Genomic DNA, 24,764 nt, shown 5'->3' with positions numbered 1-24,764 from the left:
GTGGGAAGAGGCGAGGAAAGCCTACTGCTTCTGCAACTTCGTCAGCGTGCCCGTGCCGTTATTGTCGGTCGCAGAGTAGCTCACCCGGTCGCCAGCGTGGACGGCGTCGAGCATCGCGGCATCCTTGGCCTTGTACTGCTGGAGCGCGCCGGCGCCGCCTGCGCTGCCACCGACTGTGCCCTTCTGCGTCTGCTGGATCGAGATCGTACTGTTGAGCCGATCGATCCGGGTGACCATTCCGGTCAGATCGTCAGCGAATGCGCTGCTTGCGAGCATGCTGATGGCCGCAGCGCCTGCGAGGATGAATTTCGTGGTTCCCATCGAGGCCTCCCGATGCCTTGGATTACCCATCGACAAGACATCCTAGACCGATTTGGTTCCGGCATATAGCGCGGCGGCGGGTTAACAACCGCAATGGAGGCGCGGGAACCTGCTGCAAGCGGTCAATGAGGCTGACGCTATTCCATTTCCTGCTGGATCACGCGTCCGAGCGCAAACAGCCGCTGGTCGATGGTGGTGGGAACCTCGCAGACGAACCGCACCACCTTGTGGCGGTCCTCGAAAATGCGGGTCTTCCAGATCAGCTCGTTGCTGAGCGCATCGACCTTCGCCTCGTCGCGCGGCGTGGCGCCCTGGAGCGCCTGGAGCTGGACACTCTCCTCGCGGATCTTGTCGGCGGCTTCGCGCTGCTTGCGGCTGACGCGCTCCAGCCCGCTCATGACCTGCGAGCGCTGAGCGTTGAGCGTGTCGAACAGGCCTGCGAACAGCAGTTTCGCATTCGCGGTCTTGTCGGACGCGGAGCCTGCCAAAAACTCCTTCACCAACTTCTCGGCCTCGTCCAGCGGCGTCTTGCGTGCCGACAGTTTCGCGACCAGCGCGCTGACTTTGGCGTCGTCCTTCCACTTGTTCTGCACGTCGTCGAGCGAAGGACCGGCCCAAACGGCTGCGAGCGAAATTTCCGGCACTTTTGCCTGCGTGCAGGGCCAATCCGGATAGCGCGGATCGGCCGCGCGTGCTGCCGTGCTCACGGCTGCGAGCATCAGAGCGGCCATGGCCAGAACCCGAACCGTCATCCTTCGCCTCCCGCAGGGCCCCGTCGCGCCAGCCCGCGCGAGGGATCATAGGCATAGATCGCGCCGATCATGAAGACGATTGTGCAGGTCGCGACCACCGCCAGCGAGATCCAGTTGATTTGCCCGTAGAATGCAAAACGTATCAGCTCGACCGCATGGGTGAACGGATTGGCCTCGCAGACATAGTAGAGATAGGGGCTGCCCTCCTGCACCCGCCAGAGCGGGTAAAGCGCCGACGAAGCGAAGAACATCGGGAAAATGACAAAATTCATCACCCCGGCAAAGTTCTCCAGCTGCTTGATGCCGGAGGAGATCAGCATGCCGAGCGAGCCCAGCATCAGTCCGGACAGGATCAGTGCCGGCAGCACGGTGAGATAGCCTGATAGAGGAGGGGTGATGTCCCAGAACCAGGCGATCAGCAGGAACGCGTAGACCTGGAGCAGCGACACCGCGGTGCCCGCGAGCAGCTTGCAGAACAAGAGGTAGCCGCGCGGCAGGGGGCTTACCAGCAGCGTGCGCATGTTCCCCATCTCGCGGTCGTAGACCATCGAGAGCGAGGACTGCATGCCGTTGAAGAGCTGGATCATGGCCATCAGCCCGGGCGCGATGAAGACCTCGTAGAGGATGTAGGTCTCGTAGGGCGGGATGATGGAGATGCCGAGCACCTGACGGAAACCGGCGGCGAAGATGAACAGCCACACCAGCGGCCGCACCAGCGCCGAGACGAACCGCTCGCGCTGGTGCAGGAAGCGCAGTCCCTCGCGCCAGACGATGCCCGTGAGGCAGGTCATGTATTCGGCGGCCGAGAAGCCGCGTGGCGCCTCGCGCGTGGTGATGCTGCTCATGCGCCGCCGCCCGGCAAGGTCTGCGCGCCGGTCAGGCGCATGAAGGCGGTGTTGACGTCCTGCGCGCCGGCTTGCGCGACGACGCGACTCATCGGTCCCTGCGCCAGCACCTTGCCCTGATGCAGCACCACGAGATCGTCACCAGCCATAATTTCGTCGAACAGATGCGTGGCCCAGAGCACGCCGATGCCTTGCTCGCTCACGAGCTGGCGCACATGGCTGATGATGTCGGCGCGCGCCTTGACGTCGAGGCCGACGGTGGGCTCGTCCAGCAACAGCAGGCGTGGCCGATGCAGCAGCGCACGGGCGATCTCCAGCCGCCGCATCTGCCCGCCCGAGAGATCGCGCACCTTGCTGCTGGCGCGCTCGGTAAGCCCGATGCGATCGAGCAGCTCGGCGGCTCGCGCCCGAGCCTCGCGGCGGCTGATGCCGTGGAGTGCGGCGTGATAGAGCAGGTTTTGCGTCAGCGACAGATCGAGATCGAGCGTGCGCGGCTGGAATACGACGCCGAGCAACCGCAGCGCTTCGCCGGGGGCTTTGCTGATGTCATGACCGAAAATGCCGACGCGGCCGGACTGGATCCCGAACAGCCGCGTGATCAGCGAGAACAGCGTGCTCTTGCCTGCGCCGTTGAGGCCGAGCAGGGCCGTGAAGCTCGCGGGCTGGACGTTGAAGGACACGTCCATCAGCGCGCGGCGCGGGCCATAGGCGTGGCTGACGCTGTCGATCGACAGCGCGGGCACGGCCGCCGGATCGGGCCTTGGTGTTTCGCGTTGTTCGGTGATGGGAGCAGGGCTGGTCATGGCGCGATCGTGATACCCCAGGGCAGTTCGCCCACCTGAATGGTCTTGATCACTTTTTGAGCGGCGACGTCGATGACGGAGACATCGTTGGACACGCCGTTGGTGGTCAGCAGAAATTTCTCGTCCGGCGTGAAGGCCATGTGCCAGACCCGTTGTCCCACCAGCAGATATTTCGTCACCTTGCGCGAGCCGGTATCGACCACGGCGATGCGGTTGGCGGGACCGAGCGCGATGAAGGCGGTCTTGTCGTCCTTGGTCATGCCGATGCCGACGGGCTGGATCGCCTCTTTCCTCAACCCCGGAATCTCGAAATTGATCTTGCCGGTCACCTCGTGCTTTCCAGGATCGATGATCGAGACGGTGCCGCCGATCTCCGAGGACACCCACAATTCCGAAGCGTCGTGCTTGAATTCGGCAAAGCGCGGCCGCGCGTCGACCAGCACGTTGGCAACAATCTGGCGCGACGACGTGTCGATGAAATGCGCCATGTTGGTGGTCTCGGACGTGTTGATCAGCGTCTTGCCGTCCGGGCTGATGGTCATGCCCTCGGGCTCGACGCCGACCTGGATGTCGCCTATGCGCGCGCGCTTCTCGAGGTCGATCACGGTCACCGTGTTGTCGTTCTCGTTGGCGACATAGAGGACCTTGCCGGCGGCATCCTGGGCGAACAATTCAGGGTCGGGCCCGGAGGGCAGGCTGTCCACCACGGTTTGCGTCTTGGCGTCGATCATCTGGATGGTGTCGTCGTCGCCGACCGCGACCATCACGAACTTGCCGTCGCGCGTGAAGTCGATGCCGCGCGGGCGCTGGCCGACCTTGATGGTCTTGGTCACCGTCCAGCTGTCGGTGTCGATCACCGAAACCGTGTTGCTCTTCTCGTTCGAGACATAGGCGATGAACGCATGCGCCGGCGCCGCCGCCAGTGCCATTCCGGACAGCAACCCAACGCGCCACGCGCGCAACGTCCAGGTCCTCACTTTGATGTCCTCACTTCAGCTTGCATTTGCTCTCCGGGCGGTCATAGCCGAGGGTGTCGAGCTCGGAGACCTGGTGCAGGAAACCTTCCTGCGGCGACACCGACACCACCATACGACCGTCGACCAGCAGGATCGGCTGGCGCAGCTGCAGGTTCCAGTCGCGCAGGGTCAGCTTTGTGCCCTTGAAGGCGGCGACCGAGAAATCCGGCCCCTTGATGAAATCGGTGACCTTCTTGACGTCGCCGGAATTGGTGCGCGAGGTGGCCTCTCCGATCATGCGCACGGCCGTCCAGGCCTGCATGTCGAGCGCGGTCATCCGCCGCGCGTTGAGCTTGACGAAGCGGTTCTGCATCTGGACCGCGCCCCACTGGTCCTGCGCGGCGTCCCAGCTCCGCGGCACCAGGCCGGCAGAGCCCGCGACAGGTCGCGGATCCCAGGTGCGATAGGGCAGGTAGGCGCCGAACACCTCGCTCTCGTCAGCGGCGACCAGCACGTCGTAGGCCGGAGCCTGTTGCGTGAACACCGGCATCTGGCGCTGGATCAGCGTCACGCCCGAGTCCGTGCGGCGTGCGCCGCCTTTGTCTTCGAAGCTGCGCTCCTGCACGATCTTGGCGCCGAACCGGGTCGCGGTGCGCCGGAGCGCATCGGCGAACAGCTTGTCCTCGTCATGCGAGCCGACCACGAGCAGCCAGCGCTTCCACTGCTTCCACACCAGATATTGGCCGAGTGCATCGGCCAGCATCGCGCGCGTCGGCGCGGTGTGGATGACGTTGGCACGGCAATCGGCCTCGCGCAGCCGCTCGTCGATCGCGCCGGCGTTGAACAGCAGCGTGCCGCGCTCGCGCAGGGCGTCGGCGACTTTCAGCAGCGCGTCGGCCGGCAGGTCGGCGATGATGAAGCCGTTGCGTGAGGCGAGCTCGGTTGCGGCCTGCACGGCATCCTCGCCCTCCTTGATACGCCGCTCCTCCAGCGCAAAGCGCTGGTTGAGGAATTTGCCGGTGGTGTTGTTGTCCTCGACGGCGAGGCGTGCGCCGGCGACGCCGTCATTCTCCGCGGGCTGCTCGACCAGCGACAGCGTCGATCTGGTGCCGGCGATTCCGAGATAGCCGACGCCGATCATGACGGGATCGGCCGCGAGCGTGCTCGTCGCAGCAACACCCAGGCCGATCAGGCCGACCAACCATCGGATCATGTTTCCTCCGCACAACTCCCCGGCTTGACCGCCGATGGAGAATTGTCTCTGCTAAAGCATGACCGATTTGTCAGGCCATGCAACCCCGCATTTCGTCCTCACGTTGCCACGCCGGGAATCACGATCATGCGAGCGCTGATATGTTTCGCCGCTTTGCTGTTGACGGGCTCGGTCGCGCTCGCCGATCCGCCGAAGCTCGCGGTGTTCGATTTCGAACTGATCGACACCAGCCTGCCCGGCGAGTTCTACGGATCCAAGCCCGAGGAGGCGCGGCTCGACCTGATCAGCGAGCAGTTGCGCAAGGCACTGGTCGAGTCAGGCAGGTTCCAGCTGCTCGATATCGCGCCGATCCGGGATGCGGCCCGTCACGCCAATCTGCAGGCCTGCGGCGGCTGCGACCTCAAGCTTGCCGGGCAGTTGGGTGCCGATTTGGAAATCACCGGCATGGTGCAGAAGGTCTCGAACTTGATCATCAATCTGAACATCTACCTGCGCGACGTGAAGACCGGCAACATGATCACGGCTGCCAGCGCCGACATGCGCGGCAACACGGATGAATCCTGGACGCGCACGATGAGCTATCTGATCCGCAACCGGTTGCTGGCACCGAATTACGGCAAGCCGGAGTAGAGTCTTCCAAGGGAGAGGCAGAAAGCTCACCCCTTCAATCTCTCCGCATGCCAGTGCAGGTGATCGCCCATGAAGGTCGAGATGAAGTAGTAGCTGTGATCATACCCCGCCTGTCGTCGCAGCGTCAGTGGGATGTTCGCCTTGTTGCAGGCGGCTTGCAGCAGCTCCGGCTTGAGCTGCTCCTTCAGGAAATTATCGGCCTCGCCGACGTCGACGAGGAAGCCTGAAAACTTCGCGCCGTCCTCGATCAGCGCCACGGTGTCGTGGCTGCGCCACATATCCTTGTTCGGCCCGAGATAGCCGGTCAGCGCCTTGATGCCCCAGGGCACGAGCGACGGCGCCACGATCGGCGCAAAGGCGCTGGCCGCGCGAAAACGATGCGGGTTGCGCAGCGCGACCGTCAGCGCGCCATGGCCGCCCATCGAATGGCCCATCACCGATTGGCGCTTCGCATCGACCGGAAAATTCTCCGCCACGAGTTTCGGCAGTTCGTCGGTGACGTAGCTCCACATGCGATAATTGCGCGAAAACGGCGCTTCCGTCGCATCGACATAGAAGCCGGCGCCTAGGCCGAAATCATAGGCATTGTTGGCATCGCCCGGGACGTCGGACCCGCGCGGGCTGGTGTCGGGCGCCACGAAGATCAGGCCGAGCTCGGCGCAGGCTTTGCGGAATTCGCCCTTCTCGGTGACATTGGCGTGCGTGCAGGTGAGGCCGGAGAAATACCAGACCACGGGCAGCTTGGCGCCCTGCGCGTGCGGGGGAACATAGACCGAGAACATCATGTCGGTTCCGGTCGCCTGGCTGGCGTGGCGATACACGCCCTGCACGCCGCCATAGGATGTATTGGTCGAGACAGTCTGGATCGTCATGCCATTATGCTCCGTGGCATCAAACCACATCAGGATTGCAACGCTTGTGTGACCGAATTCGTGGCGCCGTCAGGCCACGCCGCAGTCGATCGCCAGCCGCACCAGCTCGACGGAGGTTTTCACTCCGAGCTTCTGGCGCATGATGGACGAGGTGTTGGCGACAGTCTTGTAGGACGACTGCACCAGCCAGGCGATCTCGGAAAGGCTCTTTCCGGCACTGAGCAACCGCAAAATCTCCATCTCGCGCGCGTTCAGCTTCGACAGCGGGCTTTGCGCCAGCGCGGGTCCGGCAAAGGCGATGCTGCGCGCGATCGCGCTCGGCAGATAGGTGCCGCCGCCGCCGACGATGCGAATCGCCTCGACGAGATCGTCGGGGTCGCCGGTCTTGGAGACGTAGCCCTTGGCGCCGCACTCGATCGCACGCGCGGCAAAAGCAGGGTCGTCGTTCATGCTGAACATGATGATTCGGGCATCGGGGGCGCGCTCGAGAATGCGGCGCGCGAGCTCGAAGCCGGACACGGTCGGCAGGTTGATGTCGATGATCGAGAGGTCGGGGCGCTCGACGATGAAGACGCACTCGCCGTCTTCGGCGTCGGCGGCCTCCAAAATCTCGATCTCGCCCTCGTCGGCCAGCACGGCACGGCAGCCGGAGGCGACGATGGGATGATCGTCGACGATCAAAATGCGCATAGGCGTTCCTCGCGACAGCGTCTTGGCCTGTTTCGCGCCCGGCCGGGATTGCTGTACGCTTTCGATTAGATATCGGGCGCTTCGCCTCTGTCAACGTTATCGGACAGGCGCAAGCCGATCCTTCGCGGGGGCACGGGCGAGACCAATGTGGCAAAATCTATCCTTGCGCGGGCGCATCAACCTGCTGCTGGCGCTGCTGCTGGCGCTGGGGCTCGCCGTCAATATCGGCCGCCAGGTTGCGGAAGCCGGGCCGCGCGTGCAGGCCGAGGACCAGAGCGTGATCCGGCTCGCGCGCGAATTCATCGAAATGATCGTTGCGGATCTCAACGAGGCGCCCGATCCGGATGCGAGGCTGAATCAGATCGCACGCGACCTCAGCCGCCTGCGCCATGTCAGCATCGCGCTCCGGGACGAAGCCGGTCGTCCGCTGACGCAGCCGCGGACCGACGCCGATGACGACACCCGCGCGCCGCCGGCCTGGTTCGTCAGCCTGGTGCATCCCGAGCAGACCGCGGTGAGCGTACCCGTCTCCATCCATGGCAAGCCGGGTTCGCTGCTTATCACCTCCCATCCCGATGACGAGATCGCCGAGATCTGGGACGCCATCGTGACCCAGCTCGAGGTCGGCTCGGTGATCGCGCTGGCGCTGTTCCTGGTGATGATGAATGTGGTCGGCCGGGCACTGGCGCCGCTCCAGTCCCTGGCGGATGTGATGGCCGAGCTTGAAGACGGTCGCTATCAGGCGCGCGTCGCGCCGGGCGGCGCGCCGGAACTGGCCGCGATCTGCACCAAGCTCAACCATCTTGCGGCGACGCTCAGTGACGCCATTGAGGACAAGCGGCGCCTCGCCGAGCGCACGGTGTCGCTCCAGGATGTCGAGCGCAAGGAGATCGCGCGCGAGCTGCATGACGAGTTCGGGCCCTACCTGTTCTCGCTACGCGCGCATGCCAGCGCGTTGGCGAAGCAGGCGGACGGACGCGCCCCGAGTGCGGAGGCCGTGCGAAAACACGGCAGTGCCATGCTGGAGCAGATCAACGCGCTGCAGCAGTTCAATCGCCGCGTGCTGGAGCGCCTCCGTCCCGTCGGCCTGGCCGAGCTCGGCCTGCGCCAGGCGCTGGAATCGCTGTCGCGACTGTGGCGGGAGTCGCATCCCGATGTCACCATCGAGACCGCGATCTCGCCGGCGCTTGGCGTCACGGGCGAGACCGCCGACCTCACCATCTACCGCATCGTACAGGAGGCGCTCACCAACGTGTTCCGCCACGCCGGCGCGACCTCGGTCAATGTCGTCATCGAGCCGGTGGCGCAGACGGCAAGTGACGGCCGCGGCTGCGCCCGGGTGCGGGTCAGCGACAATGGCCGTGGCATGGAGCCGGGCCAGAAGCTCGGCTTCGGGCTCGTCGGCATGCGCGAGCGAATCCTGGCGCTGGGCGGCACGCTCAACGTCGTGTCCGGTGATGGCGGTCTGACCGTCGAAGCACTGGTTCCGACGGCGGCGGCCTGATCGCGTCGGGAAAAATTCCCGATTTGGTCGGGAAAATGGGTGCGGATATGCCCCGACCTTTTGTGGCTGGCGCACGCATCGCCGCCGATTACACTCGTTTCGACCAACCGGCGAAAATCAAAACAGCCGGCGGTGACGGATGGGAAGGCTGGGATGGGCGATCGTGTTCGGTTCAAGCGTTTTGGGTTCGAGCCTCTTGGGTTCAAGCGTTGTTTGTTGATGGCCTCGGTTTCTGCCGGGGTGGTCTCCGTCTTCGCGGTCCCCGCGGGAGCCGCGCAGGATGAAGAGACCAACGTCCAGAACCTGCCGCCGGTCGAGGTGACGGCGCCGCCGCCGTCAACGGCGCGGCGCACCGCGTCATCGCGTCCGGTTGCGCACATCGGCGCGCCGTCATCCGCCAGCCCCAAGACGCGCCTTTACGTCTATCCGACCGCGCCGGGTACCGGCAGAGGTCTTGACGTCGACAAGGTCCCGTCGGCGATCAACGCCGTCGACGCCGGCCAGATCAGGCGCACCGGCTCGCTGAACATCACCGACGCGCTTCGCGACAACATCGCTGGCGTCAACATCAGCGAGGTCACCGGCAATCCGTTTCAGCCGGATGTCGAATTCCGCGGCTTCGTTGCCTCGCCCGTGACGGGCACGCCGCAAGGCCTCGCCGTGTATCAGAACGGCGTTCGCATCAACGAAGCCTTCTCAGACGCCGTCAACTGGGACCTGATCCCGACCGCGGCGATCCGGTCGGTGACGCTCGTGACCAACAATCCCGCCTTCGGCCTCAACGCGCTGGGCGGCGCGATCAATTTGCAAATGAAGGACGGTTTCACCTATCAGGGCGCGGAGCTTGATCTCATGGGCGGCTCGTTCGGCCGCATCCAGGGCTCGGCGCAATGGGGCAAGACGGTCGACAAGAACTACGGCGTCTATGCCGCGCTCGAAGGCCTGCACGACAACGGCTTCCGCAATTTCTCCCAATCGGATGTGCGGCGCTTCTACAGCGACGTCGGCTACAAGGCCGGCGACAGCGAATTCCACGCCAACATGGGCGTCGCCAAGAACGATTTCGGCGCCAGCGCCACCGTTCCGGCCGAGCTGCTCGACAAATATTGGGGCGCGACCTACACGTCACCGCAGACCACCTCCAATCGCGTCGGCTATCTCAATCTGACGGGCAAGGTCGATGCGACGCCGACCTGGACGCTCGAAGGCACCGCTCATGTGCGCCGCTACGAGCAGAAGCTCGTGGACGGCAATCCGACCGACGCGCAGGAATGCACTGATCCGGGGCTCACCGGCCTTCTTTGCTTCGGCGACGGCGCCACACCGGCAAACGGTGTGAACGGTCTGCCGCTCGCCAATCCTTTCGCGTCCGGGACCATCCTCGGCGAGATCGACCGCAGCTCGATACGCTCGACCACCTTCGGCGTGTCGGGGCAGGCCACCAACACCGATCAATTGTTCGGCCACGACAACCGCTTCGTGATGGGCGCGACCTATGACGCCAGTGTCACGCGCTATAACGCCACCGCCGAAATCGGCACGATCGGAGAAAATTACGTCGTCAGCGGCGCCGGCCTGTTCCTGGGGCCGACCGGCGTACCTGATACCGTTGCCGGCCCTGTCTCGCTGCGGACCGTCAATCAATATAACGGCCTCTACGCGATGGACACGTTCAATATCACGGACGCCTTCGCCGTCACCGGCGGCGGCCGTTTCAACGTGGCGCGCATCACGCTGGAGGATCAGCTCGGGACCGATCTCAACGGCGATCACACCTTCACCCGGTTCAATCCGGTGATAGGCGGCACCTACAAGATCACGCCGGAGCTGACGGCCTATGCCGGCTATTCAGAGGCCAACCGCGTTCCGACTCCGCTGGAGCTAGGCTGCTCCGATCCAGCTCGTCCCTGTCTCATTGCCGCGTTTCTCGTCTCCGATCCGCCATTGAAGCAGGTGGTGTCCAAGACCGTGGAAGCGGGCCTGCGCGGCAGCAGGGACCTGAACATCGGCACGCTCGGCTGGAAGATCGGCGGCTTCCGCGCCACCAATTACGACGACATCGTCGCCGTTCCCGCAGTCGGCCGCACCGGCTTCGGTTATTTCTCCAACGTCGGCCGTACCAGGCGTCAGGGGCTCGAAGCCGAGATCAACATCAAGTCGCCCACGATTCAGTTTCAGGCGAGCTACGCGTTCGTCGACGCACGCTATCTCGACGCTTTCGCGCTCGGTTCCGAGAGCCCGTTCAGGGATACTGTCACCGAGACCATTCAGGTGCTGCCCGGCAACCAGCTCCCGGCGATCCCGCGCCATCGCGTCAAGGTCGGCATCGACTATGCCGTCACCGACGTCTGGAAAGTCGGCGGCAACGCGCTGTTCGTCTCCAGCCAATATCTGGTCGGCGACGAGTCCAACCAATATGCGAAGCTGCCGTCCTACACCGTGTTCAACCTGCACACGTCCTACCAGGTGGCCAAGAACGTCCAGCTCTACGGCAAGATCGACAACATCTTCGACAGGCGCTACGCGACCTATGGACAGTTCTTCGACCGCACAGCCGTGCCCAACTTCACCAATGGCGCCGCCGAGTTCACCGACCCGCGCTCGCTTAGCCCGGCAAGACCGCGCGCCTTCTATGCGGGGATGCGGGTGACGTTCTGATCTTGGCTCGGTAAGCCCGGGGGCTGACGCGGGGTGGCACCGCGCGAAACGGCGTGTCACGCCGGCTCTGTTCTACCTCAAGCCGATTGACTCATTGTTCATGTTTTGTTCTTATGCTGCTCGTCCAGCCAAGGGAGCGAGCCATGGACAACCGCATTAACGAAATCCGCAGGATCATCAGGGCGTTGCGCGTCAGCATGCGCGAAGCCGAGGCCATCATGCATGAGCAGATCAACAGGGACGAGGACTGCAGCTTCGTCGCAGGCGAAGTCATGAAGATGCGCACGGTGATGAGCGGGCTCGTTCAGGAGCGGGCCGCGCTCGGAGATACCGACCCGATCGTCGTCGCCAGCCTCTTTGTTCCCCGCCGTCGGCCGATGCCGTCGCGCGTCGGTGTCGAGAAGCGCCGTCTTGTTCCGCCGCGAGAGATGGCACGAGCATGAAGGGGGAGAGGCCGACCTACTTCTCCGACATGCAGGAGCCGCCGGAGTTTCTAAAGGCTCTCCATCATGCGCGGCGCCTGTCCTGCCTCGAGGGCTGGTGCCGCATGCACATCGAGGCCATCCAGGTCGCGATCGACCAGTACGCGGAGGCGGCTCTCGGCAACCGGGAGTTCTTCCTCAACAAGCCGCACAGCATCGGTGAGAACCGGAGAAGCGGTGACGTGCCGTAACAGCGGCGCATGTCGGCGTATCGACCTTTCGAAACCTCCGATGATCCCGCGCGCCGGCGAAGCTTGGCGTCGCGCTGTTTTTACCGATCGGAAACCATAGCGAATGATCCTAAAATTGTAACGAAACGACTTGGCTGTCTCGGCGTCGATCTGTCGGAGGGCCCGTCCGATGACAGAGCACCAGTTGAGAGAGCAGGAATTCCAGATCGCGCGTTACCGGCGGTTGGAGCGCGAAGTGACCGATCCACTTGCCGCGTGTCTGCTTCACAGCATCATTGAAGACCTGGAAGCCGAGCTGCGCAGGGATAGCCCCGATTGGCATGGGCCGCGCGATTAACGCTTTGTTAGCGCTGATCGTGTCGATGATGCGCGAGGGAATACCGGGAGACTGCTCCCATGTTGAAGGACGGCACCTATGCCGCCTGGTACAAGACGCCCCTCGATCAGGGGACCGGGATCGTCCATATCGCAGACGGACAGATCTGGGGCTGCGACAGCCTGATGACCTATCACGGCTCTTGCAAGGTCGACGGCGATCGCTTCACCGCCACCGTGTCGACGAAGCGCCATACCGACGGACGCGCAACGGTGTTCGGTGTCGACGATGAGCTCACGCTGGACATCGAGGGAAACTGCCCGGGCAAGGTCGCGACCTACACGGCGACGGCAGCGCAAGCGCCGGGAATGATCCTTCAGGGTACGCTGATCCTAACGGAACAGCAGGCGCCCGCGCCAGAACGAACCCGGCAGATACCGCCGTTCAATCCCGACAAGCTGCCAAAATTGCCGAAGCGCTCGCGCTGAGCGAGGGAGCCGCCGTCATCGAGCAGTTCACTGCGAATACGAAAGCTGATCTTCCGTCACGACTCGCTCGATTTTCTCCGACTTGCACTTGATGCGGTATCGGAGACGTCCATCGGCCTCGATGGGCATATGCTGGACGATCGTGTAAATCATCGGTGGCTCAGTTGCGGCGCGTCCTTGTGGGCCTTGGGGCTGGTGGCGAACGTCTTCATTCAGCTTGTAGGCATACGACATAGATCTACCTCGAATTCACAGTGGCTCTGGCGTGGGGCCGGTCGTTGTATCCCTGACAGGGCAGGCGCTTGCTCAGCGGAAGAGGTTACCACAGTCTCATGCGGTCAAACCGCGTCCTAAGTCAGTGGTTCTCTTGCTTGACCGGTGCAGACAGACAATCGCCCAGAGCGGAGCGGCGATGGTGCACCATACGCCATATTTGCGAACTTTGGTCCTAATTTCCGAGCGGTTTACGGCATTCTGTAAGCATGGGGGGGGAACCGACAGCTTCCTCGCCGGATTGGGCTGGTAATTCGAACGACCGTGGGGCTGGTATTTCGGCTTTGGGATAAGCTTGGCTGACGATCGCCGTGGCCCCTTTCGGACAACTTTGTTCGCATTCGGCAATTCTGCATCCTCAGCCTTCCGCTCGCCCGCTTCTCAAACGACCGGCGATTCGCCATGGTGCCGCCGCCAGAGCATCACCCCGGAGCACTATCAATGTCGGACAAGGTCTCGCGTCGCCAGTTCGCCACGCTGGCGGGATTGTCCGCAGCCGGCATCGCCAATCCTCTCGGAGGGGCGGACGCCAAGCCCGCATCGCCGCCACGGAGCGGGGACGGCTTTCCGGCGGGCTTCGTCTGGGGCACCGCGACCTCGTCCTATCAGGTCGAGGGCGCGGTCAACGAGGACGGGCGAGGGGCCTCGATCTGGGACAAGTTCGTCCGCATCCCCGGCAAGATCGAGGATGGCTCGACCGGCGACCGCGCCAACGAGCACTATCACCGCTACAAGGAGGACATTGCGCTCATCAGGGAGCTCGGCTGCAAGGCCTATCGCTTCTCGGTGGCCTGGCCGCGGCTGTTTCCGGACGGCGACGGCAAACCCAACCCGAAGGGGCTCGACTTCTACAACCGCCTGGTCGACGAACTCCTCAAGAACGGCATCGAGCCGTGGCTGACGCTTTATCATTGGGACCTGCCGCAATCGCTCCAGGACCGGTTTGGCGGCTGGCGCTCGACGGAGACCTGCAAGATCTTCGGTGATTACGCGGCCTATGTCGCCGGGCACCTGACCGATCGCGTCAAGAACGTGTTCACACTGAACGAGAGCGGTCGCTTCGTCCATTTCGGCTATGGCATCGGCATCGACGCGCCGGGCGTGACGCTGCCACAAGCCGAGGTCAACCAGATCAGGCACAACAGCGCGCTCGCGCACGGGCTCGCGGTACAGGCGGTGCGCGCCCATGGCCGCCGCGGCACCAGGGTGGGGCCGGCCGAGAACATCGACGCCTGCGCGCCCGCGATCGACACGCCCGAGAACGTCCGTGCTGCCGAGATCGCGCTGCGCGAGATGAACGCCGGCTATCTCAACGTCATCATGACGGGCCAGTACACCGACGCCTTCCTGAAGTTCGCGGGGCGCGACGCGCCGAAATATACCGATGCGGAGCTGAAGATCATCTCCTCACCGGTCGATTTCCTCGGCCTCAACATCTACGCGCCGCAGAACTACGTGGTGGCCTCCGACAAGGGCGCGGGCTTCATGCCGCTGCCGATCCCGAAATCGTTCCCGCACATGAATTCGGACTGGCTGCGCGTCGGCCCCGAGACGATCTACTGGGTGCCGAAGCTGGCGGCGAAGATCTGGAAGACGGACGCGATCTATATCAGCGAGAACGGCACCTCCGGCGAAGACGTTGTGACGCCCGACGGCAAGATCTACGATACCGATCGCATCATGTATTTGCGCAACTACCTCGCCCAGCTCCAGCGCGCCACCGCGGAAGGCGTGCCGGTGCGCGGCTATTTCCTCTGGAGCCTGATGGACAACTTCGAATGGGTGTTCGGGCTTAACAAGCGCTTTGGGCTCTACCACGTCAATTTCGACACCCAGGTGCGCACGCCGAAACTCAGCGCCAGCTTCTATCGCAACGTGATCGCGAAGAACGCGGCGGGGGTGTGATTGCTCTCCCTCTCCCTGTTCTTGCGGAGGCGCGACGAGCTTGGCTTGCGCTGAGAGGGTGGGGTGAGGCGGTTCCGCCAGCGCGCATTGACTCCCTTCGCACCTTGATTCAAAACGCCTCCAACAATTCAAAATAGAGGATAACGCCAATGACCGATGCACTCATCATTGATGCCTGCCGGACCCCACGGGGCGTCGGCAAGGTCGGCAAGGGCGCGCTCTCGGGCATTCATCCGCAGCAGCTGGGAGCAACCGTGCTGCGCGCGCTCGCGACGCGCACCGGCATCGACACCGCTGACGTTGACGACATCATCTGGGGCTGCAGCGCGCAGGTCGCAACCCAAGGCGGCGATCTCGGCCGCATGTCGGCGCTCGATGCCGGCTACGACGTGCGCGCCAGCGCGGTGACGCTGGATCGCTTCTGTGGAAGCGGCATCACCAGCGTCAATATGGCGGCAAGCTCGATCATGGCGGGCGCGGAAGACCTCGTCGTCGCCGGCGGCTGCGAGATGATGTCGATGGAAGGACGTCGCGGCGGCGGTCCGATGATGATGGACAACGGCAATCTGCGCCTGCGTGCGCGGCATCCGCAGTCGCATCAGGGCGTCTGCGCCGATGCGATCGCGACGCTGGAAGGCATCACGCGAAGGGACGTCGACGCGCTCGGCCTCGAAAGCCAGAAGCGCGCCGCGCATGCGATTGAGAGCGGCCACTTCAAGAACAGCCTCGTGCCGGTGCATCGCGAGGACGGCAGCCTCGCGCTCGACCATGAAGAATATCCGCGGCCGCAGACCACGATGGAAGGGCTGAGCGCGTTGAAGCCGGCATTCCCCGCGGTCGCCGACTATGCGCTCGACGACAAGGGCACGACCTATCGCGGCCTGATCCTGCAGAAGTACCCCGACCTCGAGATCGACTTCATGCACCACGCCGGCAATTCGTCCGGCGTCGTCGACGGCGCCGCCGCGATCCTTCTGGCGTCACCCGCTTACGCCAGGACGCATGGCCTGAAGCCGCGCGCCCGCGTGGTCGCGATGGCCAACATGGGGGACTCGCCGACCCTGATGCTGAACGCGCCGGTGCCCGCGACCCGCAAGGTGCTGGCGAAAGCGGGGCTGACCGTGGACGACATTGACTTGTTCGAGATCAACGAGGCCTTTGCCGTGGTTGCTGAAAAATACATCCGCGACCTCAAGCTCGACCGCGCCAAGGTCAACGTCAATGGCGGATCGATCGCACTCGGCCATCCCATCGGCGCCACCGGCGCGATCCTGATCGGCACCGTGCTCGACGAGCTCGAACGGCGCGACTTGAAGCGCGGTCTCGTCACCATGTGCGCGGCCGGCGGCATGGCCCCGGCCGTCATCATCGAGCGCGTCTAGTCTTATTTTCCAGGGTGAATCGCGACCGGCCTTTCACAAAGAGGCCGGTCGTCGCTTGTCGAAAGCATCGAATCAGCTTTAGCAAGGCTGCGTGCGGGCCTTTGAAACAAGGTAAAATCCGCTGCCTGAGGCTTCTCCCGCTCCGGAAGTGGCTAAAAAGCAGGGTTTTTTGCCACAGAGGGCCAAAAAAGCCCGTAAAACCCCGACAAAACTGTGCAGAAGGCTATAGGCCTTCACCGGTTGGTCTAATATGCAGCCGTCAACGAATCAGAGGAGACACGATGGCCACCCAAATGTCGAAATCGCAGCTGATCGAAAAGATCGCGACCACCACCGAGCTTTCCAAGCGTGACGTCAAGAGCGTCATGGAGACGCTGACCGACGTCGGTCACAAGGAGCTCAAGAAGAACGGCCTGTTCCTGGTGCCGGGCTTCGCCAAGTTCGTGGTCATCAAGAAGCCCGCGACCAAGGCGCGCAAGGGCACCAACCCGTTCACGGGTGAAGAGATGATGTTCAAGGCCAAGCCGGCCCGGAAGATCGTCCGCGCCCGCCCGGTCAAGGCTGCCAAGGACGCAGTGGGCTAACAACGCGAAGGCCCCCTCGACCGAGGGGGCCTTTTGTTTGGGGCTGCCGCGAGGACTTGAGACGGAGGGCTCAACCCTTGCGGCGCTTCGCGCGGACCGGGATCGGCTGAAGCCGCGGTCCTGATGCCGCCAGCGCATCGCGAAACCCGTCGATGGCGCGATCGAGCAACTGGCGCAGCCGTTGCGCCTTCCGCGATCGCTTCGCTCTTTCCAGCAGTTTTTTCGTCGCATTCACTCCGCCGCTTCGACCTTGGCCTCGATCTTGTCCTCGACCTTGGCCTCGGCCGGCTCGAGCGCCGCGGCGATGGCCTCGTCGACGCGCTCCAGCCAGATGAATTCGAGGTTGTCCCGCGCGCTCTTCGGGATGTCGTCGTAGTCCCGCTTGTTGCGCGCCGGCAGCATCACCCGCTTCAGGCCCGCGGCCGCAGCCGCCACCACCTTCTCCTTGATGCCGCCGACCGGCAGCACCAGACCGCGGAGCGAGATCTCGCCGGTCATGGCGGTGTCGCTGCGCACCGTGCGATTGGTGAGCAGGGACGTCAGCGCCGTGAACATTGCGACGCCCGCGCTCGGCCCGTCCTTCGGGGTTGCGCCCGCCGGGACGTGAACGTGGATGTCGCTCTTTTCGAACAGCTGCGGATCGATGCCGAGCTGCGTGGCCTTGCTCTTCACCAGGGTCATCGCAGCCTGCACGCTCTCGCGCATGACCTCGCCGAGCTGGCCGGTCAGGATCATGCCGCCCCGGCCTGATACGCGCGAGGCCTCGATGAACAGGATGTCGCCGCCGACCGGCGTCCAGGCAAGGCCGGTGGCCACGCCTGGAATGCTGGTGCGCTGGGCGATCTCGCCCTCGAAGCGCGGCTGGCCTAGCACTGTGCCGATGTCCTTCGGCGTCACGACGACCTTGGCGGCCGTGCCCTCGGCGACCTGCACGGCAGCATGGCGGAACAGCTTTCCGATCTCGCGCTCCAGGTTACGCACGCCGGCTTCGCGGGTGTAGCCTTTGACCACCAGCTTCAGCGCCTCGGGCTCGATCTCGGCCTGCTCGGCCGTCAAGCCGTTAGCCTCGAGCTGCCGCCGTACCAGATAGCGATTGGCGATCTCCAGCTTCTCTTCCTGGGTGTAGCCGGTGAGGCTGATCAGCTCCATGCGATCCAGCAGCGGACCCGGGATCTGGTCCAGCATGTTGGCGGTCGCGATGAACACTACGCGCGACAGGTCGAAGGGCACGCCCAGGTAATTATCCCGGAACGTCCCGTTCTGCTCGGGGTCGAGCACCTCCAGCATCGCGGCGGAAGGATCGCCCTGCACGCCGCGGCCCATCTTGTCGATCTCGTCCAGCATCATGACGCAGTTCCGGGCGCCGGCCTTCTTGATGCCCTGGATGATGTTGCCGGGCAGCGCGCCGATATAGGTGCGCCGATGGCCGCGGATCTCGGCCTCGTCATGCACGCCGCCGAGGCTGACGCGCACGAAGGGACGGTCCATCGCGCGTGCGATGGATTGGCCGAGCGAGGTCTTGCCGACGCCGGGCGGTCCGACGAAGCACAGGATCGGCGCCTTGCCCTGCGGCGCCAGCTTGCGCACCGCCAGATATTCGATGATCCGGCTCTTGATCTTCTCCAGGCCGAAGTGATCGGCGTCGAGGATGCGGCGCGCTTCCTTGATGTCGATCGGCTTCTCCGCGGGCAGCGCCCACGGCAGCTCGATCAGCCAGTCCAGGTAAGTGCGGACCATGCCGGCTTCGCCAGCGGCCTCCGGCATGCGCTCGTAACGGCGCAGCTCCTTCTTCGCATGCGCGTCCGCCTCGGGCGGCATGTTGGCCTTGGCAATGGCAGCGGTCAGCTCGGCGATCTCGGCCGCTTTGCCGTCACCTTCGCCGAGCTGGCGCTGGATGGTCGCCATCTGCTCGCGCAGGATCGCTTCGCGCTGCCGCTCGTCGAAGCTGGCGCGGGTCTGCTGGCCGATCTCGTTGCTGATGCGCAGCACCTCCAGCCGTTCGGCCAGATGCTTCGACACCTTCTCGACACGCAGAGCAAGGTCGATGGTCTCCAGCACCTCCTGCTTGTCCTGCGGCTTGATGTCCATGAACGAGGTCGCCAGGTCCGCCAGCGCGCCGGGGGCGGTGGTGCCCTGGAACATCGCGATCAGCTCCGGCGGCGCCTGCGGCAGCAGCTCGATCGCCTCGATGGCCTGGCGCTGCAGGTTCAGCCCGCGGGCCTCAATCTCGGGCGTGCTCGTGGTCGGCTCCGGAATCTGCTGGATCCGCGCGGCCGGGAACGGCGTCCCCGGCAGGAAGTCGAGGATGCGCGCGCGCTGCACGCCCTGGCAGACAATGTGATGGGTCCCGTCGGGCGCGGTGATGTAGCGCACGATGTTGGCGATGGTCGCGACCCGATAGAGGTCGTCCGGGCCGGGCTCCTCGGTCTCGGGGCTGCGTTGCAGGACGATGCCGACCGGCCGCTGCTCGCGCAGCGCCTGTTGCGCGGCGGCGACCGATTTCGGCCGCGCGATTGCGATCGGCGCGATGGCGCCGGGGAATAGCACCATCTCGCGCACGGGAATGATGATCAGCGCGTCTTCGGGAATCTTCACGTCGGAATTGCTCTGGGGATTGGTCGGTGCGGTATTCATTGGTTCGGTGGCCATGATCGACCTCAGGATTTGGCGAGGCGCAGCGCGACGCAGCCGTCCATCACGAAGCGGCTGATAGCGTAGCGGCCAACGGGCAATGCAATGCGGCGCTCAAAACGCCCCTGCGGCAGTTCGAGCCGGTGAATGCGGGCGTTGCGAAGCTCCGGCGGAAGGGTGCGCTGGCCGGAGATGACGAGCACGCCGTCATGGATGACAGTCTCGACATTGTCGGGATTGACGCCGGGAAGCGCGACCAGGATCAGGAGCTCATGCTCGGTTTCGAGCACGTCGATGGGAGGCTCCCAGCAGGCTTCCTGGCGGCCAAACTGCTGGCGCAGCCGTTCGGCGCGGGTCAGCGAGTCCAGGGCTTCGGACAGCATCCAGTCGAGGGGATTTTTGGGTTGCATGATGCGGGCTCGGCGGTGGGGAACGCTGAATATGGGGCCGGTTCCCGAGAATTCCAGCCCGGCGGCGCGGAGGTGCCATGCGGATCGTGCGATCCGAAAACACATGCGCCGCGGCCTTCCGGCCGCGGCGTTTCGTCGTCACGCCACGTGTGGCTCAGGCCGCTTGGCGGTATTCCTCTTCCGCCTCGAGGTTGATGACGGAGGTGGCGAGCTCGGTCAGGGTGTGATCGGTCGCCTCTTCCTCGTCCAGCGTCGCCTGCAGCAGCCTTGCGGCGTCCTGCATGCCGAGCTCCTCGGCCCAGGTGCGCAGCGTCCCGTAGCGGGAGATTTCGTAATGCTCGACCGCCTGCGCGGCTGCGAGCAGGCCGGCGTCGAGCGCAGGAGCGTTCTTGAACTCCTTCATGATCTCGGCGCCTTCGTCGGTGATGCCGTTGATCGCCTCGCAAGGCTTGCCGCGAGCCGGCTTGCCGAGCATCTTGAAGATCTGGTCCAGACGTTTGACCTGGCCCTGGGTCTCGCGCAGATGTTTGTTGAAAGCCGCCGCGAGCTCCTTCGAGTTGGCAGCCTTGGCCATCTTGGGCAAGGTCTTGATGATCTTGTTCTCGGCGAAATAGATGTCCTTGAGCGTTTCCAGGAATAGGTCGCTCAACATCTTTGGCGCCTGACGGGCGCGGCCCGTCGACGATTTCTTGGTTGTGCGCTTCTTCGCTTTCTTGGCCATAAATCCTCCTGTCGAGGTGAACGGGAAGGCCCCGCCTTCCTCTATCCTCGGGCGATCAAGACTCTGCGCGGCCAAAGGTTCCCAATCTGCAACGCAGTGTGGATTAACCCGGACGCTTGTACGGATCGTCCTGGCGCTGTCGCGCTTCCGTCGCGCGGTCGAGGCGCGCGCGCTCGCTGCGACGGAGGTGACCGGCCTTCATGACGCCGTAGACGAGAGCGCCGCCGAGCACGAACGCGCCGATGAACCAGAGCCAAAGCATCTGGGTCGAGGCGTGGCCCAGCAACATGCTAACTCCGCTGTCGCTCATAGATGATCTCCACCATGTCCCTTGCGGTCATGGTCTGCTAAGTCGGACGGCGGAAGGTCGTTCCTCAACCAGCCCTCGTCGCATCCGACGCCTCACACTGGATTGGCGACAGGCTGCCGCACCGCTGTCCCTTTCGGCTCGCCCGCCTGCGCGGTGAAGTCGCCGGCCTCGGTCGAGGTCCGCAGCCATTTCGTCACGTCGCCGATCGCGTCCCGGGGCGATCGGCCGAATTTCCTCAAGCCCCGGAAATATTCCAGTTGAAGATGGGCCGACGTGCCGCGCTTGGGGATGGTCTTGAGATGCTGGATATCGTCCTCGATGCGAAGATGCGCGATGTCGGGCGCCAGCATGGCGATCACCGTCTCGAGCCAGGTCCTGAACGAGATCGGCTCGAACGAAACCAGATCGATATACGTCCCGTCGGTTCCGTAGCGCTGGGCACGCCAGCGGTTCTCCTCGATCAATGCGCGGTGCACGGCCGAATAGGTGGCGTTCAGATCCGGATGGTGCACGGCGTGCCTGACCAGCGCGCGAAACAGCGCCGCGATCGCCACCGAGTCGGCAATTGCCGTGCAGCAATCGGTGATGCGCAGCTCCAGGGTGGGATGTTGGAGCGAAGGCCGGAGCGCCCACCACACATAGGTGGCATTGGGGACGATGCCTGCATCGACCAGGGTTCTCACATAGGTCTCATATTCTGCGAGGTTGCGAAACATCTCGGGAAAGCCGGTCCGGGGCAGGGCGTCGTTTGCGGCATTGCGGTAGCCGAGCAATCCGGTGGGGTAGCCGCACCAGAACGGCGACGAGGTCGACAGCGCCAGCAGCAGCGGCAGGAACGGGACGAGGCGGTGCATGATCTCGACCCGGTGGTCCGGCTCGGGCACCTCGACGTGGACGTGCAGCCCGCTGATCGGATTGCCCAGGCCGACCATCCCGAGGTCGTTGATGACCTTGCTGTAGCGGCGCTTGCGCGTCATGCGCTGTTGCTGGGGTTGAGCCAACGGATGCGTCCCCGCCGCGACGATGCCGACCTCGTGGTCCTTGCCGACCTCGGCCAGAACCGCGCGGTAGTGTGCAAGCTCGGCGATGGCATCGGCTGAAGTCGCCAATGGCGGCGTCGCCACTTCGATCTGCGATTGCAGGATCTCGGTGGTCAGCCGCTCCCCGAGGCGTTTCTGGGCCGCTGCCATATAGGGTTTGGGCAGCTCGGACTTCGGTGCCGCCGATTGGCGGTTGACCAGAAAGTATTCCTCCTCGATGCCGAAGCGGTAACGGTGCATGACCTACGCTGCCCCTTGCGCCTTCGCATGCTGGCGAACCGCGTCTCCGAAGGCAGAGAGAATGCGGGCCGACGCATGGTCGGAGCTCGCCCAATAATCCGGATGAAAGATCGTGCCGAGCGCAAAAGCGCTCGCGTCTTCAACGCTGACGGCCTCGACCGAGCCGTCTTCGGCCACGGCCTCCGCCACCAGACCCGGTGCCAGATCGGCGATCAGGAAGCTGTGCAGCGAATTGACCGTGATGGCATCTGCGCCGCAGATCTGTTGCAAGACGCCACTCTTGCGCAGCGTCACTTTTTGCCGCAGCCGATAGCGGGCATCCTCATTGTCCGCCTCGGGCGTGCCGTGGCGTTTGTCCTCCGGCAAACCGTCCGGCTCCTTCACCAGCGTGCCGCCAAAGGCGACGTTGAGCTCCTGGATTCCGCGGCAGACGAACAGGGCGGGAATGCCGCGCGCTAGCGCGCGCGGAATCAGGCGAAGCGCGACCTCGTCGCGGAATTCATCAAACGGACCGTCGTGCGGTTCGTCGGCTGTTTGTCCGTAGCGGAAAGGATGGACGTTGGTCTGTCCACCGTCGATGAAGAGGCCGTGGAGGCCGTCGAGATACGCATCGACATCTGCTTCGGGAGCCGCGGGCAGGACCCGCGGCACCGCGCCAGCGACGAGGCCGACGGCGTTGACGCAGACCAAGGCGACGGAGGCAAGCTGCTCGCCGCGCGCAACGATGGAATCCGAGAGGATGCCGACCTGCGGCGCGTCGCTGCGGGCTTGCCACTGGCCTCGGGATGCGGTGAGCAGCCACTGCTGAAGGCCGTAGGCGACTGCGTCCGCGGCGCTGCCGAATTGGTGAATGGCGGCCTTGAGTTCTCTGACGTTTGTCCCTAATCGAAGCGCCCAGCGGCTGCAGGAAATGGGATCGTGCGGATCAATTCTGGAACGGGGCTCGTGCAATTGTCTCGGCTGCTTCTGTTCGTGTGTTGATGCCGAGTGCAACGGCAATCCTGCGGAATGGTTGCTTCGCGATTGAGCTGGTTGATCTTTTTGACCCGACCCTGAACTAACTTTTGTTATTGCGACGTGCTTGGTCCGTCGGACCGGAAGAGGCGCCATGATTGATTTCTCCCTGTCCGCCTTCGTCACGTTGCTGCTGGTGGTCGATCCCGTTGGTCTCGTGCCCGCCTTCCTCGCCGCGACCGGAGGCATGCCCGACGGGACCAAACGCACCATCGCGCTACGCGCGCCGCTGATTGCGGCGTCGGTCCTGGTGGTGATCGCCCTGATCGGAAACTGGCTGCTGCGCCAGCTCGGGATCGGCATCCCCGCCTTCCAGATCGCCGGCGGGCTGCTGCTGTTCGGCGTGTCCTATCAGATGATCTTCGGCGACCGTCCGCATCGCGAGGCCCGCGAGGCCGACAAGGCAAGCTCCGAGCATGCCTCCGACGTCGCGGTATTCCCGCTGGCGATCCCGATGATGGCCGGTCCCGGCGCGATCGCGACCACGCTGCTCCTGACGGGCGATGCCGGTTACGGGCCGAGGCTCGCGATCATCATCGCGGTCGTGCTCTGCGTGTGCTTGCTCTGCATGCTCTGCTTTGTCTCCGCGAACATGATCGCGCGGAGCCTTGGGCGCACCGGCAACGCCGTCCTGTCGCGCGTGCTCGGCATGCTGCTCGCGGCCTATTCGGTGCAGTTCGTGATCAACGGGATCGCGGCGGTCCGGGCGAGCTTGCCGTAGAGCTGCGACAATCTGTTAATCCGTTGATTTTCATGTTTACTTCATGATGCCATGAGGGGGCTGGCGGGATCGCGCGCGATCCGGTCCGCTTTCTCTTGCGCTGCCATATTGCTTGACGTACTCCCCGTCTGACAGGCGCCCATCGTCAGGAAATCGAGATGTCGATGACAGCGGACGAGCTCGACAAGAGACAGGCCATCATCGGCGCCTGCCGCCGCATGAATGCGCTCGGCATCAACCAGGGCACCTCGGGCAATATCAGCGTCCGGCATGTGGACGGGCTTCTGGTCACCCCGACGAGCGTGCCCTACGACGCCATGACGCCGGACCAGATCGTGTTCATGACGATGAACGGCTCGCACGCGCCCGATCAGAAGCCGTCCAGCGAGTGGCGCTTCCACCTCGACATCCTGAAGGCCCGGCCAGACGTCAACGCTGTCGTCCACGCCCATCCGACCTATTGCACCATCCTGGCGATCATGGGCCTGGAGATCCCGCCCGTGCACTACATGATCGCAGCCGCCGGCGGCGACAGCATCCGCTGCGCGCCCTATGCCACCTTCGGAACCGCCGAGCTGTCCGAGCATGCCGTGCGGGCGCTGGAGGGCCGGCTTGCCTGCCTGCTCGACCATCACGGCATGATCGCGATCGGCAAGTCGTTGGACAAGGCGATGTGGCTCGCCGTCGAGGTCGAGACGCTGGCGCGGCAATATCACGGCTGTCTCCAGATCGGAGAGCCGCCGCTGCTGTCTAGTGCCGAGATCGAGCGGGTCCGCCAGCGCATGTCCGGTTACGGCATGTCGGAAGGGTAG

26 protein-coding genes are annotated in these 24,764 nt (G+C 64.2%); 12 read left to right on the top strand and 14 right to left on the bottom strand.

Annotated features, from left to right (window positions below; translation table 11 throughout):
• Positions 1–21: 21 nt before the first annotated feature.
• From AC0L21_RS28145 to AC0L21_RS28120, 6 genes are all read right to left on the bottom strand, one after another.
• Positions 22–321, bottom strand: coding sequence for a copper-binding protein (locus AC0L21_RS28145; RefSeq protein WP_063995428.1), 300 nt, complete (start codon positions 319–321; stop codon positions 22–24).
• Positions 322–458: 137 nt separating this feature from the next.
• Positions 459–1,073: a hypothetical protein gene (locus tag AC0L21_RS28140; RefSeq protein WP_473264934.1), complete on the bottom strand. Its 615-nt coding sequence runs from the start codon at positions 1,071–1,073 to the stop codon at positions 459–461.
• Positions 1,070–1,918, bottom strand: a complete 849-nt coding sequence (locus AC0L21_RS28135; RefSeq protein ID WP_473264933.1) for an ABC transporter permease — start codon at positions 1,916–1,918, stop codon at positions 1,070–1,072. Before AC0L21_RS28135 ends, AC0L21_RS28140 begins: the two co-directional genes overlap by 4 nt.
• Complete coding sequence (locus AC0L21_RS28130) at positions 1,915–2,721, bottom strand: ABC transporter ATP-binding protein (RefSeq protein WP_473264932.1); 807 nt, start codon at positions 2,719–2,721, stop codon at positions 1,915–1,917. Before AC0L21_RS28130 ends, AC0L21_RS28135 begins: the two co-directional genes overlap by 4 nt.
• Complete coding sequence (locus AC0L21_RS28125) at positions 2,718–3,650, bottom strand: YVTN family beta-propeller repeat protein (RefSeq protein ID WP_473264976.1); 933 nt, start codon at positions 3,648–3,650, stop codon at positions 2,718–2,720. The genes AC0L21_RS28130 and AC0L21_RS28125 overlap by 4 nt, the downstream gene beginning before the upstream one ends.
• A gap of 58 nt (positions 3,651–3,708) precedes the next feature.
• Positions 3,709–4,890, bottom strand: coding sequence for an ABC transporter substrate-binding protein (locus AC0L21_RS28120; protein WP_473264931.1), 1,182 nt, complete (start codon positions 4,888–4,890; stop codon positions 3,709–3,711).
• Positions 4,891–5,016: 126 nt separating this feature from the next.
• Between AC0L21_RS28120 and AC0L21_RS28115 the strand changes: the two genes are divergently transcribed.
• Positions 5,017–5,520 carry a DUF3280 domain-containing protein gene (locus AC0L21_RS28115; RefSeq protein ID WP_473264930.1) on the top strand — a complete coding sequence of 168 codons (504 nt, stop codon included), beginning with the start codon at positions 5,017–5,019 and terminating at the stop codon, positions 5,518–5,520.
• 26 nt (positions 5,521–5,546) lie between these two features.
• Here AC0L21_RS28115 and fghA read toward each other — a convergent pair whose 3' ends face one another.
• Both fghA and AC0L21_RS28105 read right to left on the bottom strand, forming a co-directional pair.
• Positions 5,547–6,392 carry an S-formylglutathione hydrolase gene (fghA, locus tag AC0L21_RS28110; RefSeq protein WP_473264929.1) on the bottom strand — a complete coding sequence of 282 codons (846 nt, stop codon included), beginning with the start codon at positions 6,390–6,392 and terminating at the stop codon, positions 5,547–5,549.
• A 69-nt stretch (positions 6,393–6,461) separates the two neighbouring features.
• Positions 6,462–7,082 carry a response regulator gene (locus tag AC0L21_RS28105; protein WP_473264928.1) on the bottom strand — a complete coding sequence of 207 codons (621 nt, stop codon included), beginning with the start codon at positions 7,080–7,082 and terminating at the stop codon, positions 6,462–6,464.
• A 145-nt stretch (positions 7,083–7,227) separates the two neighbouring features.
• Between AC0L21_RS28105 and AC0L21_RS28100 the strand changes: the two genes are divergently transcribed.
• The 9 genes from AC0L21_RS28100 to AC0L21_RS28060 all read left to right on the top strand — a co-directional run bounded on the left by AC0L21_RS28100 (position 7,228) and on the right by AC0L21_RS28060 (position 16,865).
• Positions 7,228–8,586 (top strand): histidine kinase, encoded by a 1,359-nt coding sequence (locus AC0L21_RS28100; RefSeq protein WP_473264927.1) that lies wholly within the window; start codon positions 7,228–7,230, stop codon positions 8,584–8,586.
• A 153-nt stretch (positions 8,587–8,739) separates the two neighbouring features.
• Positions 8,740–11,244 (top strand): TonB-dependent receptor, encoded by a 2,505-nt coding sequence (locus AC0L21_RS28095; RefSeq protein ID WP_473264926.1) that lies wholly within the window; start codon positions 8,740–8,742, stop codon positions 11,242–11,244.
• 143 nt (positions 11,245–11,387) lie between these two features.
• Positions 11,388–11,687 carry a hypothetical protein gene (locus AC0L21_RS28090; RefSeq protein WP_007601417.1) on the top strand — a complete coding sequence of 100 codons (300 nt, stop codon included), beginning with the start codon at positions 11,388–11,390 and terminating at the stop codon, positions 11,685–11,687.
• Positions 11,684–11,917 (top strand): hypothetical protein, encoded by a 234-nt coding sequence (locus AC0L21_RS28085; protein WP_007601418.1) that lies wholly within the window; start codon positions 11,684–11,686, stop codon positions 11,915–11,917. Before AC0L21_RS28090 ends, AC0L21_RS28085 begins: the two co-directional genes overlap by 4 nt.
• 169 nt (positions 11,918–12,086) lie before the next feature.
• Positions 12,087–12,254, top strand: coding sequence for a hypothetical protein (locus AC0L21_RS28080; protein ID WP_007612915.1), 168 nt, complete (start codon positions 12,087–12,089; stop codon positions 12,252–12,254).
• 59 nt (positions 12,255–12,313) lie between these two features.
• Positions 12,314–12,721, top strand: coding sequence for a hypothetical protein (locus AC0L21_RS28075; protein WP_473264925.1), 408 nt, complete (start codon positions 12,314–12,316; stop codon positions 12,719–12,721).
• A gap of 714 nt (positions 12,722–13,435) precedes the next feature.
• Positions 13,436–14,899: a GH1 family beta-glucosidase gene (locus tag AC0L21_RS28070; RefSeq protein WP_473264924.1), complete on the top strand. Its 1,464-nt coding sequence runs from the start codon at positions 13,436–13,438 to the stop codon at positions 14,897–14,899.
• A 149-nt stretch (positions 14,900–15,048) separates the two neighbouring features.
• Entirely contained in the window at positions 15,049–16,281 is a 1,233-nt protein-coding gene (locus tag AC0L21_RS28065; protein ID WP_473264923.1) for an acetyl-CoA C-acetyltransferase, read from the top strand.
• Between the two features lie 281 nt (positions 16,282–16,562).
• Positions 16,563–16,865, top strand: coding sequence for an HU family DNA-binding protein (locus AC0L21_RS28060; protein WP_007601427.1), 303 nt, complete (start codon positions 16,563–16,565; stop codon positions 16,863–16,865).
• A gap of 231 nt (positions 16,866–17,096) precedes the next feature.
• Here the strand turns inward: AC0L21_RS28060 and lon are convergent, their stop codons facing one another.
• From lon to AC0L21_RS28030, 6 genes are all read right to left on the bottom strand, one after another.
• On the bottom strand, positions 17,097–19,514 hold the full coding sequence (lon, locus tag AC0L21_RS28055) for an endopeptidase La (RefSeq protein ID WP_473264922.1): 2,418 nt from the start codon (positions 19,512–19,514) through the stop codon (positions 17,097–17,099).
• Between the two features lie 8 nt (positions 19,515–19,522).
• Positions 19,523–19,906 (bottom strand): Hsp20/alpha crystallin family protein, encoded by a 384-nt coding sequence (locus AC0L21_RS28050; RefSeq protein WP_007601432.1) that lies wholly within the window; start codon positions 19,904–19,906, stop codon positions 19,523–19,525.
• A gap of 154 nt (positions 19,907–20,060) precedes the next feature.
• Entirely contained in the window at positions 20,061–20,627 is a 567-nt protein-coding gene (locus AC0L21_RS28045; RefSeq protein ID WP_007612902.1) for a YciE/YciF ferroxidase family protein, read from the bottom strand.
• 103 nt (positions 20,628–20,730) lie between these two features.
• Entirely contained in the window at positions 20,731–20,937 is a 207-nt protein-coding gene (locus tag AC0L21_RS28040; RefSeq protein WP_027519345.1) for a hypothetical protein, read from the bottom strand.
• Between the two features lie 92 nt (positions 20,938–21,029).
• Positions 21,030–22,217 carry a carboxylate-amine ligase gene (locus tag AC0L21_RS28035; RefSeq protein ID WP_473264921.1) on the bottom strand — a complete coding sequence of 396 codons (1,188 nt, stop codon included), beginning with the start codon at positions 22,215–22,217 and terminating at the stop codon, positions 21,030–21,032.
• A 3-nt stretch (positions 22,218–22,220) separates the two neighbouring features.
• A complete protein-coding gene (locus AC0L21_RS28030; protein ID WP_473264920.1) occupies positions 22,221–23,357 on the bottom strand; it encodes a gamma-glutamyl-gamma-aminobutyrate hydrolase family protein in 1,137 nt (378 codons plus the stop codon).
• Here AC0L21_RS28030 and AC0L21_RS28025 point away from each other — a divergent pair.
• Together AC0L21_RS28025 and AC0L21_RS28020 are read left to right on the top strand one after the other, a co-directional pair.
• Positions 23,326–23,952, top strand: coding sequence for a MarC family protein (locus AC0L21_RS28025; RefSeq protein ID WP_473264919.1), 627 nt, complete (start codon positions 23,326–23,328; stop codon positions 23,950–23,952). The genes AC0L21_RS28030 and AC0L21_RS28025 overlap by 32 nt on opposite strands.
• 158 nt (positions 23,953–24,110) lie before the next feature.
• Entirely contained in the window at positions 24,111–24,764 is a 654-nt protein-coding gene (locus AC0L21_RS28020) for an L-fuculose-phosphate aldolase (RefSeq protein WP_473264918.1), read from the top strand.

This window comes from Bradyrhizobium sp. WSM4873 (genome assembly GCF_055811355.1).
Note: the sequence above shows the minus strand (reverse complement) of the source record. Positions and strands in the feature narration are given on the sequence as shown.